An 18,559-nucleotide genomic window follows, 5' to 3' on the forward strand; every position below is an offset into this window, starting at 1 on the left:
GGGGCTCTGCCCCCCGCGACCCCCCCGACATCGCCTTCGGCGATAAGGGATCAAAGGCTAGGCGCTTTGCACTGATATTCAGACCAAGAAATCCGTTGGATTTCTTAGTGAAGGATGAACGAAAAAGATGGGCATCCGTAAGTACAAGCCGACGACTCCGGGTCGCCGCGGGTCGAGTGTCTCGGACTTCTCCGAGATCACCCGCAGCACGCCTGAGAAGTCGTTGCTTGCGCCCCTTCACAGCAAGGGCGGCCGCAACGTACACGGCCGGGTCACCGCTCGCCACCAGGGCGGCGGTCACAAGCGCGCCTACCGGATCATTGACTTCCGTAGGCATGACAAGGACGGCATTCCGGCGAAGGTCGCTCACATCGAGTACGACCCCAACCGCACCGCCAATATCGCTCTGCTCCACTACGCCGACGGCGAGAAGCGCTACATCATCGCGCCGACGGGCCTCAAGCAGGGCGACCGTATCGAGAACGGCCCTGGGGCCGACATCAAGCCGGGCAACTGCCTGCCGCTGCGCAACATCCCGACCGGTACCTTCATCCACGCGGTGGAGCTCCGTCCGGGTGGTGGCGCCAAGCTCGGCCGTTCCGCGGGCGCCCAGATCCAGCTGCTCGCCAAGGAAGGCCAGTACGCCACGCTGCGTATGCCGTCCGGTGAGATGCGCATGGTCGACGTGCGCTGCCGCGCCACGGTGGGTCAGGTCGGCAACGCCGAGCAGGCCAACATCAACTGGGGCAAGGCCGGTCGTATGCGGTGGAAGGGCAAGCGCCCGACCGTCCGCGGTGTCGCGATGAACCCTGTCGACCACCCGCACGGTGGTGGTGAGGGCAAGACCTCCGGTGGTCGCCACCCGGTGAACCCGAAGGGCAAGCCCGAGGGCCGCACCCGCCAGGCCAACAAGTCCAGCGACCGGCTGATCATCCGTCGGCGGAGCAAGAGGAAGAAGCGGTAGGAGCAGCCGAAATGCCACGTAGCCTTAAGAAGGGTCCCTTCGTGGACGATCACCTTCAGAAGAAGGTCGACGTCCAGAACGAGAAGGGCACCAAGACCGTCATCAAGACGTGGTCGCGGCGCTCCATGATCGTGCCCGACATGCTCGGTCACACGATCGCCGTGCACGACGGCCGCAAGCACGTCCCGGTGTTCATCACCGAGTCGATGATCGGCCACAAGCTCGGAGAGTTCGCGCCCACGCGGACGTTCCGGAGCCACGTCAAGGACGACCGGCGCAGCCGGCGATAGACGCCTTCAGAAGCAGTTAGAGGAGTAAGCGATGGAAGCCAGGGCTCAGGCGCGGTTCGTCCGCGTCACGCCCCTCAAGGCCCGCCGCGTGGTGGACCTTATTCGCGGGCTGCCCGCTTCGGAGGCGCAGGCCGTGCTGCAGTTCGCTCCCCAGTCGGCGAGCGAGCCCATTTTCAAGGTGCTGAGCAGCGCGATGGCGAACGCTGAGCACAACTTCGATCTCGACCCCCAGACGCTCTTCGTGAGCCGGGCGTGGGTCGACGAGGGCCCGACGCTGAAGCGGTTCCGTCCGCGTGCACAGGGTCGTGCCTATCGGATCAACAAGCGGACGAGCCACATCACCGTGATCGTGGAGTCCCGCGAGCCGAAGGGAAGGACCCGATAGTGGGCCAGAAGGTTAACCCGCACGGGTTCCGCCTCGGCATCACGACCGACTTCAAGAGCCGGTGGTACGCCGACAAGCTGTACAAGTCGTACGTCGCCGAGGACGTGGCGATCCGTCGCATGCTGCAGAAGGGCATGGAGCGGGCCGGCATCTCCAAGGTCGAGATCGAGCGCACCACCGACCGCGTGCAGGTGGACATTCACACCGCGCGTCCGGGCATCGTGATCGGCCGACGCGGCGCCGAGGCGGACCGTATCCGCGGCGACCTGGAGAAGCTGACCAAGAAGCAGGTCCAGCTCAACATCCTCGAGGTCAAGAACCCGGAGATCGACGCGCAGCTCGTCGCGCAGGGCGTGGCCGAGCAGCTGTCCAGCCGGGTTTCGTTCCGCCGTGCCATGCGCAAGGCGATGCAGTCCGCCATGAAGTCCGGCGCCAAGGGCATCCGTGTCCAGTGCTCCGGTCGTCTGGGCGGCGCCGAGATGTCGCGGTCGGAGTTCTACCGCGAGGGTCGCGTGCCGCTGCACACCCTCCGCGCGGACATCGACTACGGCTTCTACGAGGCCCGTACCACCTTCGGCCGGATCGGCGTGAAGGTCTGGATCTACAAGGGCGAGGCTCCGACCAGCCGCGCCGAGCGCGAGGCGGCCGCCGCCGGTGCTCGGGCCGGCCAGCGTCGTGACCGCGACGACCGTCGTGGCGGCGGCGGCGACCGTCCGCGTCGTGGCGGCGGCGGCGACCGTCCCCGTCGTGGTGGCGGTGGCCGTGGCGACCGCGCCCCCCGCACCGAGGCCGCCGCGCAGGCGGCCCCTGAGACCGGCCCGGCTGCGCAGCCGGGTGCTGAAGGGAGCTGACCATGCTGATCCCGCGCAGGGTCAAGCACCGCAAGCAGCACCGGCCCGACCGCAGTGGCGCCGCCAAGGGCGGCACCAGGGTCGTGTTCGGCGAGTTCGGCATCCAGGCGATGGAGCACTCTTACGTGACCAACCGCCAGATCGAGTCGGCTCGTATTGCGATGACCCGCCACATCAAGCGTGGCGGCAAGGTGTGGATCAACATCTACCCTGACCGTCCCCTCACCAAGAAGCCCGCCGAGACCCGCATGGGTTCCGGTAAGGGCTCGCCGGAGTGGTGGATCGCCAACGTCAAGCCCGGACGGGTGATGTTCGAGCTGTCGGGTGTCGCCGAGCCGATCGCGCGCGAGGCACTCACCAGGGCGATTCACAAACTGCCGATGAAGTGCAAGATCGTTAAGCGTGAAGTGGGTGAGGCGTGATGGCTAAGGGCCTGACCGCCGGCGAGCTGCGAGTGGAGGACCAGGACACCCTGGTCCAGAAGCTCAAGGAGGCGAAGGAGGAGCTGTTCAACCTTCGCTTCCAGTCAGCGACCGGTCAGTTGGAGAGCCACGGGCGGTTGCGTGCCGTCCGCCGCGAGATCGCCCGTATCTACACCGTGATGCGTGAGCGCGAGCTGGGCATCGTCACGGTCGAGAAGGAGACGAGCGATGGCTGAGACCGAGACCACAGAGACAACCGAGACCACCGAGACGAACGACTCGCGGAACTTCCGCAAGGTCCGTGAGGGCCTCGTCGTGAGCGACAAGATGGACAAGACCGTCGTCGTCGCCGTCGAGGACCGCGTCAAGCACCGTCTGTACGGCAAGGTCATCCGCCGTACGACCAAGTACAAGGCGCACGACGAGGCCAACGCCTGTGGCGTCGGCGACCGCGTGCTGCTGATGGAGACCCGCCCCCTCTCCGCCACCAAGCGGTGGAGGGTCGTGGAGGTCCTGGAGAAGGCCAAGTAGGCCCTCTCACCCAGATCGCGCCCCGTGGGGGCTCTCAGAGCCCCCATGACGGCGTCCAAGGACGCGAGGCCCGACCAGGACCTCGCGTCGCCTGCGGTGCGGCCCCAGGCAACCTGACAACCTTGAGGGGTGTCGGGGGCGGGGCTGTGGCTGTGGGAACAAGACAACAGCAGGTTCCGCCAGGCTCACGCGGGAGCTCCGCTTTCGCGAATCTCAGGAGGCGTGCGCAGCACAGAGCTTTCCGGGGGTTCGCGCGAAAGCTTCGCTTTTGCGAATCTCAGGAGGCGTGCGCAGCACGAAGCTTTCCGGGGGTTCGCGGGGGCGGAGCCCCCGCGGGAGAACCGGCGCGACTAACAGGAGTAGAACGTGATCCAGCAGGAGTCGCGGCTCAAGGTCGCCGACAACACGGGGGCGAAGGAAATCCTTTGCATCCGTGTTCTCGGTGGCTCGGGCCGACGCTACGCCGGTATCGGCGACATCATCGTCGCCACTGTCAAGGACGCGCTGCCGGGCAGCACGGGCGTCAAGAAGGGCGACGTGGTCAAGGCCGTCATCGTCCGCACCGTCAAGGAGCGCCGTCGGCCCGACGGCTCCTACATCCGCTTCGACGAGAACGCCGCCGTCATCATCAAGGACAGCGGTGACCCTCGTGGCACTCGTATCTTCGGCCCGGTCGGCCGGGAGCTGCGCGACAAGAAGTTCATGCGCATCATCTCGCTCGCCCCGGAGGTGCTGTAATGCCGAAGTCGTTGCATGTGAAGAAGGGTGACCTGGTCCAGGTCATCGCCGGTAAGGACAAGGGTGCCAAGGGTCACGTCATCGCCGCGTACCCGCGCGAGGACCGCGTGGTGATCGAGGGCGTCAACATGATCAAGAAGCACACCAAGGAGACCCACCAGGGCCCGCGCGGCGCCAAGACCGGCGGCGTGCAGACCATGGAGGCTCCCATCCACGTGTCCAACGTGAAGAAGCTCAAGGACGACAAGCCCGCCGACAAGAAGGCCGAGGAAAAGGCCGACGAGACGGGTGAGGACAGCTGATGACTGCCACGACCACTGAGACCGAGCGCCCGACGCCGCGACTCAAGACGAAGTACCGCGAGGAGATCGCGGCCCAGCTTCGCGAGCAGTTCGGCATCGAGAACGTCATGCAGATCCCCGCCCTGACCAAGATCAAGGTCAACATGGGCGTCGGCGAGGCGGCTCGCGACTCCAAGCTCATCGAAGGCGCCGTTCGCGACCTCACCGTGATCACCGGTCAGAAGCCGGCCGTCGTGCGGGCCCGCAAGTCCATCGCGCAGTTCAAGCTGCGCGAGGGCATGCCGATCGGCGCGCACGTCACGCTGCGCGGCGACCGCATGTGGGAGTTCCTCGACCGGCTGCTGGCGCTGGCGCTGCCCCGTATCAGGGACTTCCGCGGTCTGTCGCCCAAGCAGTTCGACGGTAACGGCAACTACACGTTCGGTCTGACCGAGCAGGTCATGTTCCACGAGGTCGACCAGGACAAGGTCGACCGGCCGCGGGGCATGGACATCACGATCGTGACCACGGCGAAGAACGACGACCAGGGCCGGGCGCTGCTGAAGCTCCTCGGCTTCCCGTTCAAGGAGGCCTGACCAAGATGGCGAAGAAGTCGCTGATCGCCAAGGCGGGGCGCAAGCAGAAGTTCGACGTCCGGGCGTACACTCGGTGCTCACGCTGCGGCCGGCCGCGCGCGGTCTACAGGAAGTTCGGGCTCTGCCGCGTGTGCTTCCGCGAGATGGCGCACCGGGGCGAGCTGCCCGGCATCACCAAGTCGAGCTGGTAGTCCCACGGGAGATCGGCAAGGCGGCCGCAGGCCGCTGAGCAGGTTTCTCGTTGGGTACCCTGAGGGCGGCCGCGTGTCGCCCCCGGGGTGACCGGCTGCCACATATATCCACCGACAAGCAGGACGCATGTGCGTCCGTGACCGCGCCGTAGGTCCACCGGCAGAGCAGAACGATGCTTCACCGACTGGAAACCCCGGCGAGGAAGGCCACTGGCCATGACGATGACCGACCCGATCGCAGACATGCTCACACGTCTGCGCAATGCGAATTCGGCGTACCACGAGAGCGTGTCGATGCCGTACTCGAAGATCAAGGCGCACATCGCCGAGATCCTCCAGCAGGAGGGTTACATCCAGGCTTGGACCGTCGAAGACGCCAAGGTTGGCAAGAACCTCGTGGTGGAGCTGAAGTTCGGGCCTACCCGTGAGCGGTCGCTCGCGGGCCTGCGCCGGGTTTCCAAGCCCGGTCTGCGGGTTTATGCGAAGAAGGACAACCTGCCTCGAGTCCTGGGTGGGCTGGGCGTCGCGATCATCTCGACGTCCGCCGGCCTCATGACCGACAAGCAGGCCGGCAAGCGTGGCGTGGGCGGGGAAGTCCTCGCCTACGTCTGGTAGAGGGGAGGAACACAGCATGTCGCGAATCGGACGGCTGCCCATCCCTGTGCCGGGTGGCGTAGACATCACGATCACTGGCCGGGATGTCCAGGTCAAGGGCCCGAAGGGCACGCTTTCTCACAAGGTCGCCGAGCCCATTTCCGTGGCTCGTGACGAGGACGGCACCATCGCCGTCACCCGGCCCAACGACGAGAACAAGGTCCGTGCGCTGCACGGCCTGTCCAGGACGCTGATCGCCAACATGGTGCAGGGCGTCACACAGGGCTACTCCAAGACCTTGGAGATCGTCGGCGTCGGTTACCGCGTTCAGGCCAAGGGCCCGACGCAGCTGGAGTTCGCACTGGGCTTCAGTCACCCGGTCATCGTCGACGCCCCCGAGGGCGTCACCTTCCGCGTCGAGAGGCCGACCCTGTTCCACGTGGACGGCATCGACAAGCAGAAGGTCGGCGAGGTCGCCGCCAACATCCGCAAGTTGCGCAAGCCTGACCCGTACAAGGGCAAGGGCGTGCGTTACCAGGGCGAACAGATCCGCCGCAAGGTCGGAAAGGCTGGTAAGTAGGCATGGCTCCGAAGACTGCGTTCAGCAAGCACACGGCTGCCCGCACCGTCTCGCGGGCCCGCCGTCACCGCCGCGTCCGCAAGAACGTCGTCGGTACGACTGCGCGCCCGCGCCTGGTCGTCAACCGTTCGGCCCGTCACATGTTCGTCCAGATCGTGGACGACACCGTCGGCCACACGCTGGTGAGCGCGTCCACCATGGACCCCTCGCTGCGCGTGCTGGAGGCGGACAAGACGGAGAAGGCCAAGAAGGTCGGCGAGCTCCTCGCTCAGCGGGCCAAAGAAGCGGGGATCACGGCGGTCGTCTTCGACCGCGGCGGCAACCGCTACGCCGGGCGCATCGCCGCCCTGGCGGACAGTGCCCGTGAAGGCGGGCTCGAATTCTGATGGCAACAGTTGAGATGAGGAACCACTGATGGCTGCAGCTCCGCGTCGCGGTGGCGGCACCGGTGGCGAGCGGCGGGACCGTCGTGACGATCGCCGCGGTGGCGCCGCCGACAAGGGCGTCTCGTACATCGAGCGCGTAGTGAAGATCAACCGAGTGGCCAAGGTCGTGAAGGGTGGTCGTCGCTTCAGCTTCACCGCCCTCGTCGTCGTAGGCGATGGCAACGGCATGGTCGGCGTCGGCTATGGCAAGGCCAAGGAAGTCCCCGCGGCCATCGCCAAGGGCGTCGAAGAGGCGAAGAAGCACTTCTTCAAGGTGCCCAGGATCCAGGGCACCATCCCGCACACGGTGCAGGGCGAAGAGGCGGCCGGTGTCGTCTTCCTGCGTCCGGCCTCGGCCGGTACCGGTGTCATCGCCGGTGGCCCGGTGCGTGCGGTGCTGGAGTGCGCCGGCATCCATGACGTGCTGTCCAAGTCGCTCGGCTCGGACAACCCGATCAACATCGTGCACGCCACCGTGGCGGCTCTGAAGGGCCTCTCGCGGCCCGAGGAGATCGCCGCCCGCCGTGGCCTGCCGATCGAGGACGTCGCCCCGGCCCGAATGCTGAAGGCTCAGCGCGAGGGCATCGCCGAGGCAGCGGCGGCTAAGGCGGTGAGCTAGTCATGGCACGCCTGAAGATCACTCAGGTTCGCTCGAAGATCGGTGGCAAGCAGAACCAGCGTGACTCGCTGCGTTCGCTTGGCCTGAAGCGAATCGGCGACGTCGTCGTCAAGGAGGACCGGCCCGAGATTCGCGGGATGGTCTCCGTGGTGACGCACCTCGTCGAGGTGGAAGAGGTCGACTAGTCATGACTGACAACGCTCCGCTCAAGATTCACGACCTGCGTCCGGCCCCCGGCGCCAACAAGGCCAAGATCCGCAAGGGTCGCGGCGAGGCGTCGAAGGGCAAGACCGCCGGTCGCGGCACCAAGGGCAGCCACGCCCGTACGACGGTCCCCCTCGGTTTCGAGGGTGGCCAGGTGCCGCTGCAGAGGCGTCTGCCGAAGCTCAAGGGCTTCTCCAACGCGCTGTTCAAGACGACCTACCAGGTCGTCAACCTCGACAGGATCGGCGAGTTGTTCCCCGAGGGTGGCGAGGTCACCGTCGAGGCGCTGGTCGCCAAGGGTGCAGTTCGCAAGAACCAGCTTGTCAAGGTGCTCGGCACCGGTGAGATCTCGGTCGCGGTGAGCGTTTCGGCTCACGCCTTCTCGTCCGCCGCGAAGGACAAGATCGCCGCCGCAGGTGGCTCCGTTACCGAGCTGTAAGAGCTATTACGAGGCGTGGGGGCTTTGACAAATGCCCCCACGCCCGTAGTGCGTTAGAGTTCGCGAGACGGCAGGATTCTGTCCGGCTCGTTTGACCTGAGACTTCAATGGCAGATCCCCGCACCATCGCATACTCACACCGCCGTAAAGGCGCGCAGGAGGGACCGTGCTGACCGCGTTTACCCGGGCGTTCCGGACACCGGACCTGCGCAAGAAGTTGCTCTTCACCCTGGGCATCATCGCGCTTTTCCGTCTCGGCTCGGTTCTTCCGACTCCGGGAGTTCACGTCCAGAACCTCGCCGCCTGTTTCGATCAGGCCCGCAGTGGCGAAACCGGCAACATCTACGGGATGGTCCAGCTGTTCAGCGGCGGCGCGCTGCTGAAGCTGTCGGTGTTCGCGCTGGGCATCATGCCGTACATCACCGCGAGCATCATTCTGCAGCTGCTCGTCGTGGTGATCCCACGTCTCGAGGCGCTCAAGAAGGAAGGCCAGTCCGGCCAGACCAAGATCACGCAGTATACGCGTTATCTGACCATCGGGCTCGCCGTACTCCAGTCGACCGCCTTCATCGCGCTGGCCCGCACCGGCCAGCTGTTCCCGAACTGCCAGCAAGACGTGCTGCTCGACCCCGACAACATCTTCGGCATCGTCACGATGGTCGTCATCATGACCGCCGGTACATCGGTGATCATGTGGCTCGGTGAGCTCATCACCGACCGCGGCGTCGGCAACGGCATGTCCATCCTGATCTTCACGCAGATCGTCGCGGTCTTCCCCTCCGAGCTCGCCAACATCTTCCAGGCCAACAAGTTCACCTTCGCGGTCGTCATGGTGGTCGGCGTCTTCATGATCGCCGCGGTGGTCTTCGTCGAGCAGGGGCAGCGGCGCATCCCGGTCCAGTACGCCAAGCGGATGGTCGGCCGCAGAATGTACGGCGGCACGTCCACGTACATTCCGCTCAAGGTCAACCAGGCCGGCATCATCCCGGTCATCTTCGCGTCCTCGCTGCTCTATCTGCCGCAGCTCATCACGTCGCTGTTCTCGACCAGCGACAACGCGGTCATCCGGTGGATCTCGCAGAACCTGGCGACGGGCGACACGCCCATCTACATGATCACGTTCTTCGTGTTGATCGTCTTCTTCACGTACTTCTACGTGTCCATCACGTTCAACCCCGCTGAAGTCGCCGACAACATGAAGAAGTACGGTGGGTTCATTCCGGGCATCCGCCCCGGCCGTCCGACGGCTGAATACCTGAACTTCGTGCTCACCCGTCTGACCGCGCCCGGCGCGCTCTATCTGGGTCTGATCTCCATGGTCCCGATCGTCGCGCTGGCGATTGCCGGTGCGAGCCAGAACTTCCCGTTCGGAGGGACGAGCATTCTGATCATGGTAGGCGTCGGCCTGGACACGGTGAAGCAGATCGAGAGCCAGCTGCAGCAGCGCAACTACGAAGGTTTCCTGCGGTAGTGCGTCTCGTTCTGGTCGGGCCCCCCGGAGCGGGTAAGGGGACGCAGGCCCAGTACATCGCATCGAACCTGTCTATCCCGAAGATCTCGACAGGTGACATCTTCCGTGCCAACGTCTCGGGTGGCACGGACCTCGGCAAGCTCGCGAAGACGTACATGGATCGCGGAGACCTGGTGCCCGACGAGGTCACCATCGCCATGGTCCGTGACCGCCTCTCCGAGGACGATGCGCAGGACGGCTTCCTGCTCGACGGGTTCCCGAGGAACGTCGCGCAGGCCGAGATCCTGCGCGACATGCTCAAGGACTGGGGCCAGGCGCTGGACCTCGTCCTCGAGCTCGTCGTGGACGACGACGAGGTGGTCAGGCGGCTGGCGGGCCGGCGCACCTGCAGTCAGTGCGGCCGCATCTGGCACGTCGAGTTCGACGACAAGAAGGACGACAGGTGTGACGCGTGCGGGGGCGCGCTGTTCCAGCGTGACGACGACAAGGAGGAGACCGTCAGGCACCGCCTGGAGGTCTACCAGGAGCAAACGGCGCCGCTGGTCTCCTACTACGCCGACGAGGACATCCTCGTGGGCGTGGACGCGACCGGCCCGGTCGAAGAGGTCACCCAGCGGGCCATGGAGGCGATCCGCCCTTTCCTGGGTTAAGTCCGATACGAGCGGCTTGCGGAGGTGGCACGGTGTTCCGTGCCACCTCGCCGCTATTGTGGGGGAATTGGGCCCCCACGCGGCCCGTTGAGACCCGGGGGGGTAGAGGATGTTCAAAAGAAACCGGCACGGGATCCAGATCAAGTCACCGGAGCAACTGAAGCAGATGCGTGAGGCCGGCCTGGTGGTCGGACGCACGCTCGACCTGCTGAAGCGCTCGGTGGAGCCCGGCATGACGCCGCTCGACCTCGACGGCATCGCCGAGAAGGCGATCAGGGACGCGGGCGCGATCCCTTCGTTCAAGGGCTACCAGGGCTTTCCAGCGACGATCTGCGCGTCGGTGAACGACGAGGTGGTGCACGGCATCCCGACCCGCGCCCGCAAGCTGCGCGAGGGCGACATCATCTCGATCGACTGCGGCGCCATCCTGGAGGGCTGGCACGGCGACTCGGCCGTCACGGTGCCGATCGGTGAGGTGAACCCCAAGCTGACGGAGCTGATGCGGGTCACCGAGGAGGCCATGTGGCGCGGCATCGCCGCGCTGACCGCCGGCCGTCACCTGTCCGACATCGGCTACGAGGTGGAGCGGTACGTCAAGTCGCAGGGCCGCTACGGCATCCCTCCCGAGTACGGCGGCCACGGCATCGGCACGGAGATGCACATGGACCCGTGGATCGCCAACCACGGCAAGCCTGGCCGGGGCCCGGTGCTCGAGACGGGCATGTGCCTGGCCATCGAGCCCATGGTCAACCTGGGGACCGAGCGCACGCGCGTGCTGTCCGACGACTGGACCGTGATAACGATCGATGGCAAGCAGTCCGCACACTTCGAGCACAGCGTCGCGGTGACACATAATGGTCCTTGGGTGCTAACCGCCCTAGACGGTGGCAAAGAGCGCTTGACCCAACTGCAGGACTGACGACCAGGAGTGGGTGGGATGGCGAACAGCCCCGAGATGCGAGCCTCCGACGTCGACCGTGACCGGGTCGCCGCCATCCTCCGAGAGCACACCGCGCAGGGCCGCATCACGATGGAGGAGTTCAACGAGCGGCTCGAGGAGTTGTACAAGAGCAAGACGTACGGCGAACTCGCCAGGTTGACGGCGGACCTGCCCGACGTGGACCTGCGGCACCGCCAGGTCGCCAAGCCGGACCCCGCACCCGCCGCCGTGCGCGGCGGCATGCATCCGGGCATGCGGGCGGCCTGGGGAGCCTGGGCCGCGGCCAGCGGCATCAACTGGGTGATCTGGCTGATCGTGAGCGTCGCGTCGACCCACGTGATCTATCCCTGGCCGCTGTGGGTCATGGGCCCGTGGGGCGTGATTCTGCTGATGAGCACCGTTTTCGGTGACTCCAGGCGACGGTAGAGCTTTGTGCAGTAGTGCACTGTGTGCATTCATCCGCAGTACGGATATGTCGGGATTTCTAACGTGAGCTGTGTCGAGAACACGGATCACGGAGGAAACCAAAATGCGCAAGGTCCTGGCAGCCACCGCCCTCACCGCTTCGATCGCCTTCACCGGCCTCGCCGTCGCCCCCGCCGCCCAGGCGGCCACCGCCGGCACCGCCACGCAGGCCACCTCGATCGGCAACTGGGGTAAGTACTACTCCAGCAACCACAAGGCCTACACCTTCGGCAAGACCTGGAGGCTGAACGGCAAGGTCTACACGAAGTGGTACGGCAAGGAGTTCAGTCCGAAGCGGGGCTACGTCTGGTTCAAGTATTACTCCGGCGGCAGCTGGCACAAGTTCTCCCGCGACTGGAACAACTCCTACAGCGAGATCTGGTCGAAGAGCAGCATCACCAAGCTCTACACGTACACCTGCTGGGGCGGCAAGTTCACGTTCTGCGGGGCGGCGCACCGCATCTACTAGGACTCGGTCCCGAGCTACTGGGACCCGCGCCCGAGCTACTGGGACCCGCGCCCGAGCTACTGGGACTCGCTCCCGCGAAGGCCCGCCGAGGCTCCCCGGCGGGCCTTCCGCCGTGTGGCACAAGGCACGCGAGGCGTGGGGTAGACTGCTACGTGGTTGTGTCAGGACACCTGGCACGCACTTTCGCGTTTTTGGTCTGGGTGTCGTACACTGCTTAGTCGGCTCACTATGACTATCACGCGTCGGCGGTCCTTGCCGATCGCCGCTCTCTTCGAAGCGTGAGGTCGCGGCTGCTTAGTGAACCGGAGCCTCAGACGACCGATCAGTGAAACGTGAGGAATTTTGGCCAAGAAAGACGGCGCCATCGAGATCGAGGGCACTGTGGTTGAGTCGCTCCCGAACGCCATGTTCCGGGTGCAGCTCGACAACGGCCATAAGGTCCTGGCCCACATCAGCGGACGGATGCGGATGCACTACATCCGGATCCTTCCAGACGACCGGGTCGTCGTTGAACTGAGCCCCTACGACCTCACTCGTGGGCGGATCGTCTACCGATACAAGTAAGACGTCTGAGGAACACAAAGGACAATGAAGGTAAAGCCGAGCGTCAAGAAGATCTGCGACAAGTGCAAGGTGATCCGCCGGCACGGTCGCGTCATGGTGATCTGCGACAACCTGCGCCACAAGCAGCGCCAGGGCTAGTCGCCGCAAGGCTTCTCCGAGTCCGCCCCGTGAGGGAGCGGGCTCGACGCATGAGGAGCCTCGAGCAAGTAATCGCGTTTCACACCTGAGCAGGCGGGCTTTTCAAAGGCCCGGACCACTCGGGAGACCCCCGGTCGGAGGCCGGGGCCCTCACCCCGGGCATTGGGGAGGGGCAGTGAGGCGCAAGACCTCCGCCACAAAGAAGGAGAATGCCCGACCATGGCTCGCCTGGTTGGCGTCGACCTCCCCCGCGAGAAGCGGCTGGAGATCGCTCTCACCTACATTTACGGAATCGGCCGCACCCGTGCCCTCGAGATCCTCGAGGCCACCGGTGTCAGCGGTGACATCCGCGTGCACCAGCTCAGCGACACGGAGCTCGTCCCGATGCGTGACTACATCGAGGCGAACTACAAGATCGAGGGTGACCTGCGCCGCGAGGTCCAGGCCGACATTCGCCGCAAGATCGAAATCGGTTGCTACCAGGGCATCAGGCACCGCAAGGGCCTGCCCGTGCACGGTCAGCGTACGCAGACCAACGCGCGCACCCGTAAGGGCAAGAAGAAGACCGTGGCCGGTAAGAAGAAGCCCGGTAAGAAGTAGTCCACCGGAGCGTGAACGCTCAGGCCCGAGAGCGGTAGCTCGCGTGACCAGCGAGGGCCGAGTGAGCGCGACCACTAAACACAGCCGCGGGACCGAAGACCTCAGGAGTGAAGGCAAGCAATGCCTCCTAAGAGCCGCCAGGGTGCGCCGAAGAAGGTGCGCCGCAAGGAGAAGAAGAACGTCGCTCATGGGCACGCCCATATCAAGAGCACGTTCAACAACACGATCGTCTCGATCACCGACCCCAACGGGAACGTGATCTCCTGGGCCAGCGCCGGCCACGTGGGTTTCAAGGGCTCCCGTAAGTCCACCCCGTTCGCCGCTCAGATGGCCGCGGAGAACGCCGCGCGCCGCGCCATGGAGCACGGCATGCGCAAGGTCGACGTCTTCGTCAAGGGGCCGGGCTCCGGCCGCGAGACCGCGATCCGCTCGCTCCAGGCCACCGGCCTCGAGGTGGGTTCGATCCAGGACGTCACGCCCGTTCCGCACAACGGCTGCCGTCCGCCGAAGCGCCGCCGCGTCTGAATTTCCCAGGAGATATTGAGAAATGGCTCGTTACACGGGCGCGGACTGCAAGCTCTGCCGTCGAGAGAAGACCAAGCTCTTCCTCAAGGGCAGCAAGTGCGAGTCCGCCAAGTGCCCCATCGAGATCCGTCCTTACCCGCCGGGTGAGCACGGCCGCGGACGCCCCAAGGAGTCCGAGTACCAGCTTCAGCTTCGTGAGAAGCAGAAGACCCGCCGCATCTACGGCGTCCTCGAGAAGCAGTTCCGCAACTACTACGAGGAGGCTGCGGGCAAGAGCGGCAAGTCGGGTGAGGTTCTGCTCCAGATCCTGGAGAGCCGCCTCGACAACGTCGTCTACCGCGCCGGCTTCGCCCAGTCGCGTGACGCCGCTCGCCAGCAGGTCCGTCACGGCCACATCATGGTGAACGGCAAGAAGGTGGACATTCCGTCCTACCGCGTTCGCGAGCACGACATCGTCGAGGTCCGCGAGACCAAGCGCAACCTGCTGCCGTACGAGGTCGCTCGGGCGACCGCGGGCGACCGCACGGTTCCCGCGTGGCTCGGCGTCGTGCCGGAGAAGCTCCGCGTCCTGGTTCACCAGCTGCCGGTTCGGCAGCAGATCGACACCCAGGTCCAGGAGCAGCTCATCGTCGAGTACTACTCGAAGTAGTCACTCGCTCGTCTAGTCCGGGTACGGATTTGCGTACCCGGACTAAGCTGTTCATCGGAGTGGCGTCATATAGCGGGCGCCACACGAAAAAGGGGAGATCCCGCACATGCTGATCGCTCAGCGCCCGACTCTTCTCGAAGAGTCGATCGACGACACCCGATCCCGATTCGTCATCGAGCCGCTGGAGCCGGGATTCGGCTACACCATCGGCAACTCGCTGCGCCGCACGCTGCTGTCGTCCATTCCGGGCGCGGCCGTGACGAGCATCCGTATCGAGGGCGTCCTGCACGAGTTCTCGACCGTTCCCGGGGTCAAGGAAGACGTCACCGACATCATCCTGAACCTCAAGGAACTGGTCGTCTCCTCCGAGCACGACGAGCCGGTCGTGATGTACCTGCGCAAGCAGGGCCCGGGTGAGGTCACCGCCGCCGACATCGCGCCGCCGGCCGGTGTCGAGGTGCACAACCCCGAGCTGCGCATCGCCACGCTCAACGGCAAGGCGAAGCTGGAGATGGAGCTGACCGTCGAGCGCGGTCGCGGCTACGTCTCCGCCGCCCAGAACAAGCAGCCGGGTCAGGAGATCGGTCGCATTCCGATCGACTCGATCTACTCCCCGGTGCTCAAGGTCACCTACAAGGTCGAGGCGACCCGAGTCGAGCAGCGTACCGACTTCGACCGCCTCATCCTCGACGTCGAGACCAAGCCGGCGATGAAGCCCCGCGACGCGGTGGCCTCCGCCGGTAAGACGCTCGTCGAGCTCTTCGGCCTGGCCCGTGAGCTCAACGTCGAGGCCGAGGGCATCGACATCGGCCCGTCGCCGACCGACGCCGCCCTGGCCGCCGACCTGGCGCTGCCGATCGAGGAGCTCAACCTCACCGTTCGGTCGTACAACTGCCTCAAGCGCGAGGGCATCCACACCGTGGGCGAACTCGTCGCCCGCAGCGAGCAGGACCTGCTGGACATCCGCAACTTCGGCGCCAAGTCGATCGAAGAGGTCAAGCAGAAGCTGCACGAGATGTCGCTGGCGCTCAAGGACTCCCCGCCCGGGTTCGACCCGAGCGCGGTGGCCGGGGCCGGCTACGACGATGACGACAGCGCCTACGTCGAGACCGAGCAATATTAAGTTCATGGCCTTCGGCCTATGAACTTAATATTGCTCGCTCGGGGGGCTGTGCCCCCCGAGTTCCCCCCATATGGTCGCCTGCGGCCGACAACTGCATCGGCCCTTCGGGGCGTCTTACTTCAGGAAGATCTCCGATCTTCCTGGCAGTTGAGGAATAGCTTCGCGATTCCTCAACTGCGGTTACAAGATCGCGCGTAAGCGCGGCAACCAACCGCGCGCAAGCGCAGGACTGGTATGAATCGCGCGTGAGCGCTGGCTTGGGTCGCGTGCAAGCGCGGGGCGGGTCGGGCGTGAGCGCGTGAGCCTGACTTCGGTACCTGGTACGGCCGGGGCGGGTTAACTTACAAGGAGAGATGAAATGCCCAAGCCCACCAAGGGTGCACGTCTTGGCGGCAGCCCGGCGCACGAGCGGCTGATCCTGGCCAACCTGGCCACCGATCTGTTCCGTCACGGCAAGATCCGCACCACCGTCACGAAGGCCAAGCGCCTGCGTCCGGTGGCGGAGCGTCTGATCACCAAGGCGAAGAAGGGCGACATCCACAACCGTCGCCAGGTCCTGAGCGTCGTCAAGGACAAGGGCGTCGTGCACCACCTCTTCACGGAGATCGCGACGACGTTCGCCGAGCGGCCCGGTGGCTACACCCGTATCACCAAGGTCGGTCCGCGTAAGGGCGACAACGCCCCGATGGCGGTCATCGAGCTGGTGACCGAGCCGCTGAACGCGGTCACGACCCGCCGCACCGAGGCTCCCGCCGCCGCGGCGGCGCCCGCTCCGGCTGCGGAGGAGACCGAGGCTCCCAAGGCCGAGGAGGCCGCTGAGGCTCCCAAGGCTGAGGCCGCCGAGGAGACCCCAGCCGCCGAGGCTGAGGCGAAGAAGGACGAGGCCTGATCTCTCAGGTCGGCTGAAACGGGCCCGTGACCCCCTGATGAAGGGGTTCCGGGCCCGTTTCGCATGAAGGAGGATGATCGTGGTACGGCTTCGCCTCGATCTCGCGTACGACGGTACCGACTTTTCCGGCTGGGCCAGGCAGCCTGGCCGCCGTACGGTTCAGGGGGAGATCGAGGAGGCGCTCGGCCGGATCCTGCGCCTCGGCGAGCCCGCTCTGTTGACCGTGGCCGGCCGTACCGACGCCGGGGTGCATGCGCGTGGCCAGGTCGCCCATGTGGACCTGCCCGACGCGGCGCTGGCCGAGCTCGATGGGAACCGGGGGCCGCTGTGCGTGGATGAGCGGCTCTCTGCGCTCGTGAGACGGCTGGGCGGGGTCATGGGCCCAGATGCACGGGTTTATCGAGTCTCGGTGGCTCCTGAGGGCTTTGACGCACGATTCTCGGCGATGTTCCGGCGGTATGCGTACCGGGTGAGCGATGCGGTGGGGGGCGTGGATCCGTTGCGGCGCCGAGAGGTGGTCTGGCACAACCGGCCGCTGGACTTCGATGCGCTCAACGCGGCGGCGGCCCGGCTGATCGGCGAGCACGACTTCGCGGCGTTCTGCAAGAAGCGCGAGGGGGCGACGACGATCAGGGAGCTGCAGCGGCTGGATTGGGCACGCGAACCGGACGGGGTGCTGGTGGCGACCGTCGTGGCGGACGCGTTCTGCCACTCGATGGTGCGGGCGCTGATCGGCTCGCTGCTGGCCGCCGGTGACGGCCGCCGGCCGGTGGAGTGGCCGGGCGAGGTGCTGACGCGGGCCGTACGCGACTCAGGGGTGCATGTGGCGCCCGCGCACGGGCTGTGCCTGGAAGAGGTGGGTTATCCGGCCGATGAGGAGCTGGCCGCACGGGCGCTGGCCACGCGGCGGGTGCGTACCGTGACGGATCCGCCCGTGATGGATCCCCCTGTGATGGATCCGCGGCCTCATCCTGACGGGCGCCCTCTTGGGGAATCGTTTTTCTGACGTTGTGTTCGTCGTCTTCCTGACGGAGCTCCCGTCGTCAGTTCCTGGTGACTTGGCCTGACAGGGCTTCGTCGTCAGTCAGTCCCTGGTGACTCGGCGTTCCAGGACGAGTGAGGTCTGGTCGCGGAAGGCGCCGCTAACCTTGGGTAGTGCCTTTTCCTTGGCGGCCGGGGTGTGGCCGTCGGCGTACGTGGCGTAGCTGAAGACGATGTAGCGGCCCCACACGAGACCGGCCGCGTAGCCGCCGGCGATGTGCACCCGATCGCTCCCCGTGCCGGCCGCGCCGGGCAGGGGGCGGAACCAGACGTTGCGGTCGAGGTCCTTCGCCTCGTCGGCGGTCGTGGCCGCGTCCTTGACCGGTAGTACGGCGATGCCCGTGGTGACGGCGTAGCGGCGCTTGCTGTCGACGTACGTGGCTCTGAGCACCCGGCTGCACTTCTGTTCTTTCAGCGCATCGGCGAACGCGCCTGCGGCGGCCTTCTCGCAGCTCGTCTCCATGTCGGCCTTGACCCGGGTGAACGTGGCCCCCGCCGCGTTCACCTTCTTCTTGGGGAACGCCTCGGACAACGACAACTTCTGCGGGTCGGTCTCCTCCGAGTTGAGCATGGACGTGCCTGGTACGTCGGCGGGCGGGCTTGCCTCCCCCTCGGGGCTCCCCCCTCCCTCGGCGCTGGGCGGTGCTGAGGATGTTGTGGGGCGGGCGGCGGTGGTGGTGGCTGCTGGGTTGCTCACCGCCTGGAAGGCGAAGAAGCCGCCTGTGGCGACGCCTGCCAGGGCCAGCGCGCCCAGCGTGACGAACAAGGCCCGCTTGCTCTTGCCCGGGCGGTTCGTGGGTGGGGGCGGGATCTGGAAAGGCGGCTGTTTGAACGCTCCAGATGCGAACGCCGGGCCGCCGCCGCCTCCCGGCGAGGGCTACTGCCCCCAGGTGTCTCAGGGGAAGGGGAGGTCGGGCAGCTTGTT

Annotated in this window: 31 protein-coding genes; 30 read left to right on the forward strand and 1 reads right to left on the reverse strand. The window is 65.9% G+C overall.

Annotation, left to right across the window (positions count from 1 at the left end):
• The first annotated feature begins 127 nt into the window (after positions 1-127).
• From rplB to truA, 30 genes are all read left to right on the forward strand, one after another.
• Positions 128-964 carry a 50S ribosomal protein L2 gene (rplB, locus tag ITP53_RS43040; protein ID WP_195901241.1) on the forward strand — a complete coding sequence of 279 codons (837 nt, stop codon included), beginning with the start codon at positions 128-130 and terminating at the stop codon, positions 962-964.
• An 11-nt stretch (positions 965-975) separates the two neighbouring features.
• Entirely contained in the window at positions 976-1,254 is a 279-nt protein-coding gene (gene rpsS / locus ITP53_RS43045) for a 30S ribosomal protein S19 (protein WP_195901242.1), read from the forward strand.
• A gap of 31 nt (positions 1,255-1,285) precedes the next feature.
• Entirely contained in the window at positions 1,286-1,639 is a 354-nt protein-coding gene (gene rplV / locus ITP53_RS43050; RefSeq protein WP_195901244.1) for a 50S ribosomal protein L22, read from the forward strand.
• Complete coding sequence (rpsC, locus tag ITP53_RS43055) at positions 1,639-2,490, forward strand: 30S ribosomal protein S3 (RefSeq protein ID WP_195901246.1); 852 nt, start codon at positions 1,639-1,641, stop codon at positions 2,488-2,490. Before rplV ends, rpsC begins: the two co-directional genes overlap by 1 nt.
• Positions 2,491-2,492: 2 nt before the next feature.
• A complete protein-coding gene (rplP, locus tag ITP53_RS43060) occupies positions 2,493-2,912 on the forward strand; it encodes a 50S ribosomal protein L16 (RefSeq protein ID WP_195901247.1) in 420 nt (139 codons plus the stop codon).
• Positions 2,912-3,148: a 50S ribosomal protein L29 gene (gene rpmC, locus ITP53_RS43065; protein ID WP_138694754.1), complete on the forward strand. Its 237-nt coding sequence runs from the start codon at positions 2,912-2,914 to the stop codon at positions 3,146-3,148. The genes rplP and rpmC overlap by 1 nt, the downstream gene beginning before the upstream one ends.
• Positions 3,141-3,443, forward strand: coding sequence for a 30S ribosomal protein S17 (gene rpsQ / locus ITP53_RS43070; RefSeq protein ID WP_195901248.1), 303 nt, complete (start codon positions 3,141-3,143; stop codon positions 3,441-3,443). The genes rpmC and rpsQ overlap by 8 nt, the downstream gene beginning before the upstream one ends.
• 366 nt (positions 3,444-3,809) lie before the next feature.
• Positions 3,810-4,181: a 50S ribosomal protein L14 gene (gene rplN / locus ITP53_RS43075; RefSeq protein WP_106253399.1), complete on the forward strand. Its 372-nt coding sequence runs from the start codon at positions 3,810-3,812 to the stop codon at positions 4,179-4,181.
• 11 nt (positions 4,182-4,192) lie between these two features.
• A complete protein-coding gene (gene rplX, locus ITP53_RS43080) occupies positions 4,193-4,483 on the forward strand; it encodes a 50S ribosomal protein L24 (protein WP_207757240.1) in 291 nt (96 codons plus the stop codon).
• On the forward strand, positions 4,483-5,058 hold the full coding sequence (gene rplE, locus ITP53_RS43085; RefSeq protein WP_106253395.1) for a 50S ribosomal protein L5: 576 nt from the start codon (positions 4,483-4,485) through the stop codon (positions 5,056-5,058). Before rplX ends, rplE begins: the two co-directional genes overlap by 1 nt.
• A 5-nt stretch (positions 5,059-5,063) precedes the next feature.
• A complete protein-coding gene (locus tag ITP53_RS43090; protein ID WP_195901251.1) occupies positions 5,064-5,249 on the forward strand; it encodes a type Z 30S ribosomal protein S14 in 186 nt (61 codons plus the stop codon).
• Positions 5,250-5,465: 216 nt separating this feature from the next.
• Positions 5,466-5,864: a 30S ribosomal protein S8 gene (rpsH, locus tag ITP53_RS43095; protein WP_106253393.1), complete on the forward strand. Its 399-nt coding sequence runs from the start codon at positions 5,466-5,468 to the stop codon at positions 5,862-5,864.
• Positions 5,865-5,880: 16 nt separating this feature from the next.
• Positions 5,881-6,423, forward strand: coding sequence for a 50S ribosomal protein L6 (gene rplF, locus ITP53_RS43100; protein WP_195901253.1), 543 nt, complete (start codon positions 5,881-5,883; stop codon positions 6,421-6,423).
• A gap of 2 nt (positions 6,424-6,425) precedes the next feature.
• On the forward strand, positions 6,426-6,809 hold the full coding sequence (rplR, locus tag ITP53_RS43105) for a 50S ribosomal protein L18 (RefSeq protein ID WP_195901254.1): 384 nt from the start codon (positions 6,426-6,428) through the stop codon (positions 6,807-6,809).
• Positions 6,810-6,837: 28 nt separating this feature from the next.
• Positions 6,838-7,467 (forward strand): 30S ribosomal protein S5, encoded by a 630-nt coding sequence (gene rpsE / locus ITP53_RS43110; RefSeq protein ID WP_132509678.1) that lies wholly within the window; start codon positions 6,838-6,840, stop codon positions 7,465-7,467.
• 2 nt (positions 7,468-7,469) lie between these two features.
• Entirely contained in the window at positions 7,470-7,652 is a 183-nt protein-coding gene (gene rpmD, locus ITP53_RS43115) for a 50S ribosomal protein L30 (RefSeq protein ID WP_080043226.1), read from the forward strand.
• Between the two features lie 2 nt (positions 7,653-7,654).
• A complete protein-coding gene (rplO, locus tag ITP53_RS43120; protein WP_195901256.1) occupies positions 7,655-8,110 on the forward strand; it encodes a 50S ribosomal protein L15 in 456 nt (151 codons plus the stop codon).
• A gap of 166 nt (positions 8,111-8,276) precedes the next feature.
• Positions 8,277-9,581, forward strand: coding sequence for a preprotein translocase subunit SecY (secY, locus tag ITP53_RS43125; RefSeq protein WP_195901257.1), 1,305 nt, complete (start codon positions 8,277-8,279; stop codon positions 9,579-9,581).
• Positions 9,581-10,231: an adenylate kinase gene (locus tag ITP53_RS43130; RefSeq protein ID WP_195901258.1), complete on the forward strand. Its 651-nt coding sequence runs from the start codon at positions 9,581-9,583 to the stop codon at positions 10,229-10,231. The genes secY and ITP53_RS43130 overlap by 1 nt, the downstream gene beginning before the upstream one ends.
• Positions 10,232-10,340: 109 nt before the next feature.
• The gene (map, locus tag ITP53_RS43135) at positions 10,341-11,150 is read left to right on the forward strand and encodes a type I methionyl aminopeptidase (RefSeq protein WP_195901260.1); all 810 of its coding nucleotides are present in this window, start codon (positions 10,341-10,343) and stop codon (positions 11,148-11,150) included.
• An 18-nt stretch (positions 11,151-11,168) separates the two neighbouring features.
• Positions 11,169-11,597 carry a DUF1707 SHOCT-like domain-containing protein gene (locus tag ITP53_RS43140; protein ID WP_195901261.1) on the forward strand — a complete coding sequence of 143 codons (429 nt, stop codon included), beginning with the start codon at positions 11,169-11,171 and terminating at the stop codon, positions 11,595-11,597.
• A gap of 103 nt (positions 11,598-11,700) precedes the next feature.
• Entirely contained in the window at positions 11,701-12,105 is a 405-nt protein-coding gene (locus ITP53_RS43145) for a hypothetical protein (RefSeq protein WP_195901262.1), read from the forward strand.
• A 342-nt stretch (positions 12,106-12,447) separates the two neighbouring features.
• A complete protein-coding gene (infA, locus tag ITP53_RS43150) occupies positions 12,448-12,669 on the forward strand; it encodes a translation initiation factor IF-1 (protein ID WP_030451477.1) in 222 nt (73 codons plus the stop codon).
• Between the two features lie 24 nt (positions 12,670-12,693).
• Positions 12,694-12,807, forward strand: coding sequence for a 50S ribosomal protein L36 (gene rpmJ / locus ITP53_RS43155; protein ID WP_003956441.1), 114 nt, complete (start codon positions 12,694-12,696; stop codon positions 12,805-12,807).
• A gap of 219 nt (positions 12,808-13,026) precedes the next feature.
• Positions 13,027-13,407, forward strand: coding sequence for a 30S ribosomal protein S13 (gene rpsM / locus ITP53_RS43160; protein ID WP_195901264.1), 381 nt, complete (start codon positions 13,027-13,029; stop codon positions 13,405-13,407).
• Between the two features lie 120 nt (positions 13,408-13,527).
• Positions 13,528-13,932: a 30S ribosomal protein S11 gene (gene rpsK / locus ITP53_RS43165; protein WP_020542285.1), complete on the forward strand. Its 405-nt coding sequence runs from the start codon at positions 13,528-13,530 to the stop codon at positions 13,930-13,932.
• Between the two features lie 22 nt (positions 13,933-13,954).
• A complete protein-coding gene (gene rpsD, locus ITP53_RS43170; RefSeq protein WP_195901266.1) occupies positions 13,955-14,581 on the forward strand; it encodes a 30S ribosomal protein S4 in 627 nt (208 codons plus the stop codon).
• 106 nt (positions 14,582-14,687) lie between these two features.
• Entirely contained in the window at positions 14,688-15,704 is a 1,017-nt protein-coding gene (locus ITP53_RS43175) for a DNA-directed RNA polymerase subunit alpha (RefSeq protein WP_189126373.1), read from the forward strand.
• A 358-nt stretch (positions 15,705-16,062) separates the two neighbouring features.
• Positions 16,063-16,593 carry a 50S ribosomal protein L17 gene (gene rplQ / locus ITP53_RS43180; protein ID WP_195901267.1) on the forward strand — a complete coding sequence of 177 codons (531 nt, stop codon included), beginning with the start codon at positions 16,063-16,065 and terminating at the stop codon, positions 16,591-16,593.
• Between the two features lie 79 nt (positions 16,594-16,672).
• Positions 16,673-17,599 (forward strand): tRNA pseudouridine(38-40) synthase TruA, encoded by a 927-nt coding sequence (gene truA / locus ITP53_RS43185; protein WP_328817634.1) that lies wholly within the window; start codon positions 16,673-16,675, stop codon positions 17,597-17,599.
• A gap of 78 nt (positions 17,600-17,677) precedes the next feature.
• Here the strand turns inward: truA and ITP53_RS43190 are convergent, their stop codons facing one another.
• Positions 17,678-18,400, reverse strand: a complete 723-nt coding sequence (locus tag ITP53_RS43190; protein ID WP_195901269.1) for a hypothetical protein — start codon at positions 18,398-18,400, stop codon at positions 17,678-17,680.
• Positions 18,401-18,559 lie beyond the last annotated feature (159 nt).

It is taken from the genome of Nonomuraea cypriaca, assembly GCF_015645445.1.
Taxonomy (GTDB): Bacteria; Actinomycetota; Actinomycetes; order Streptosporangiales; family Streptosporangiaceae; genus Nonomuraea; species Nonomuraea cypriaca.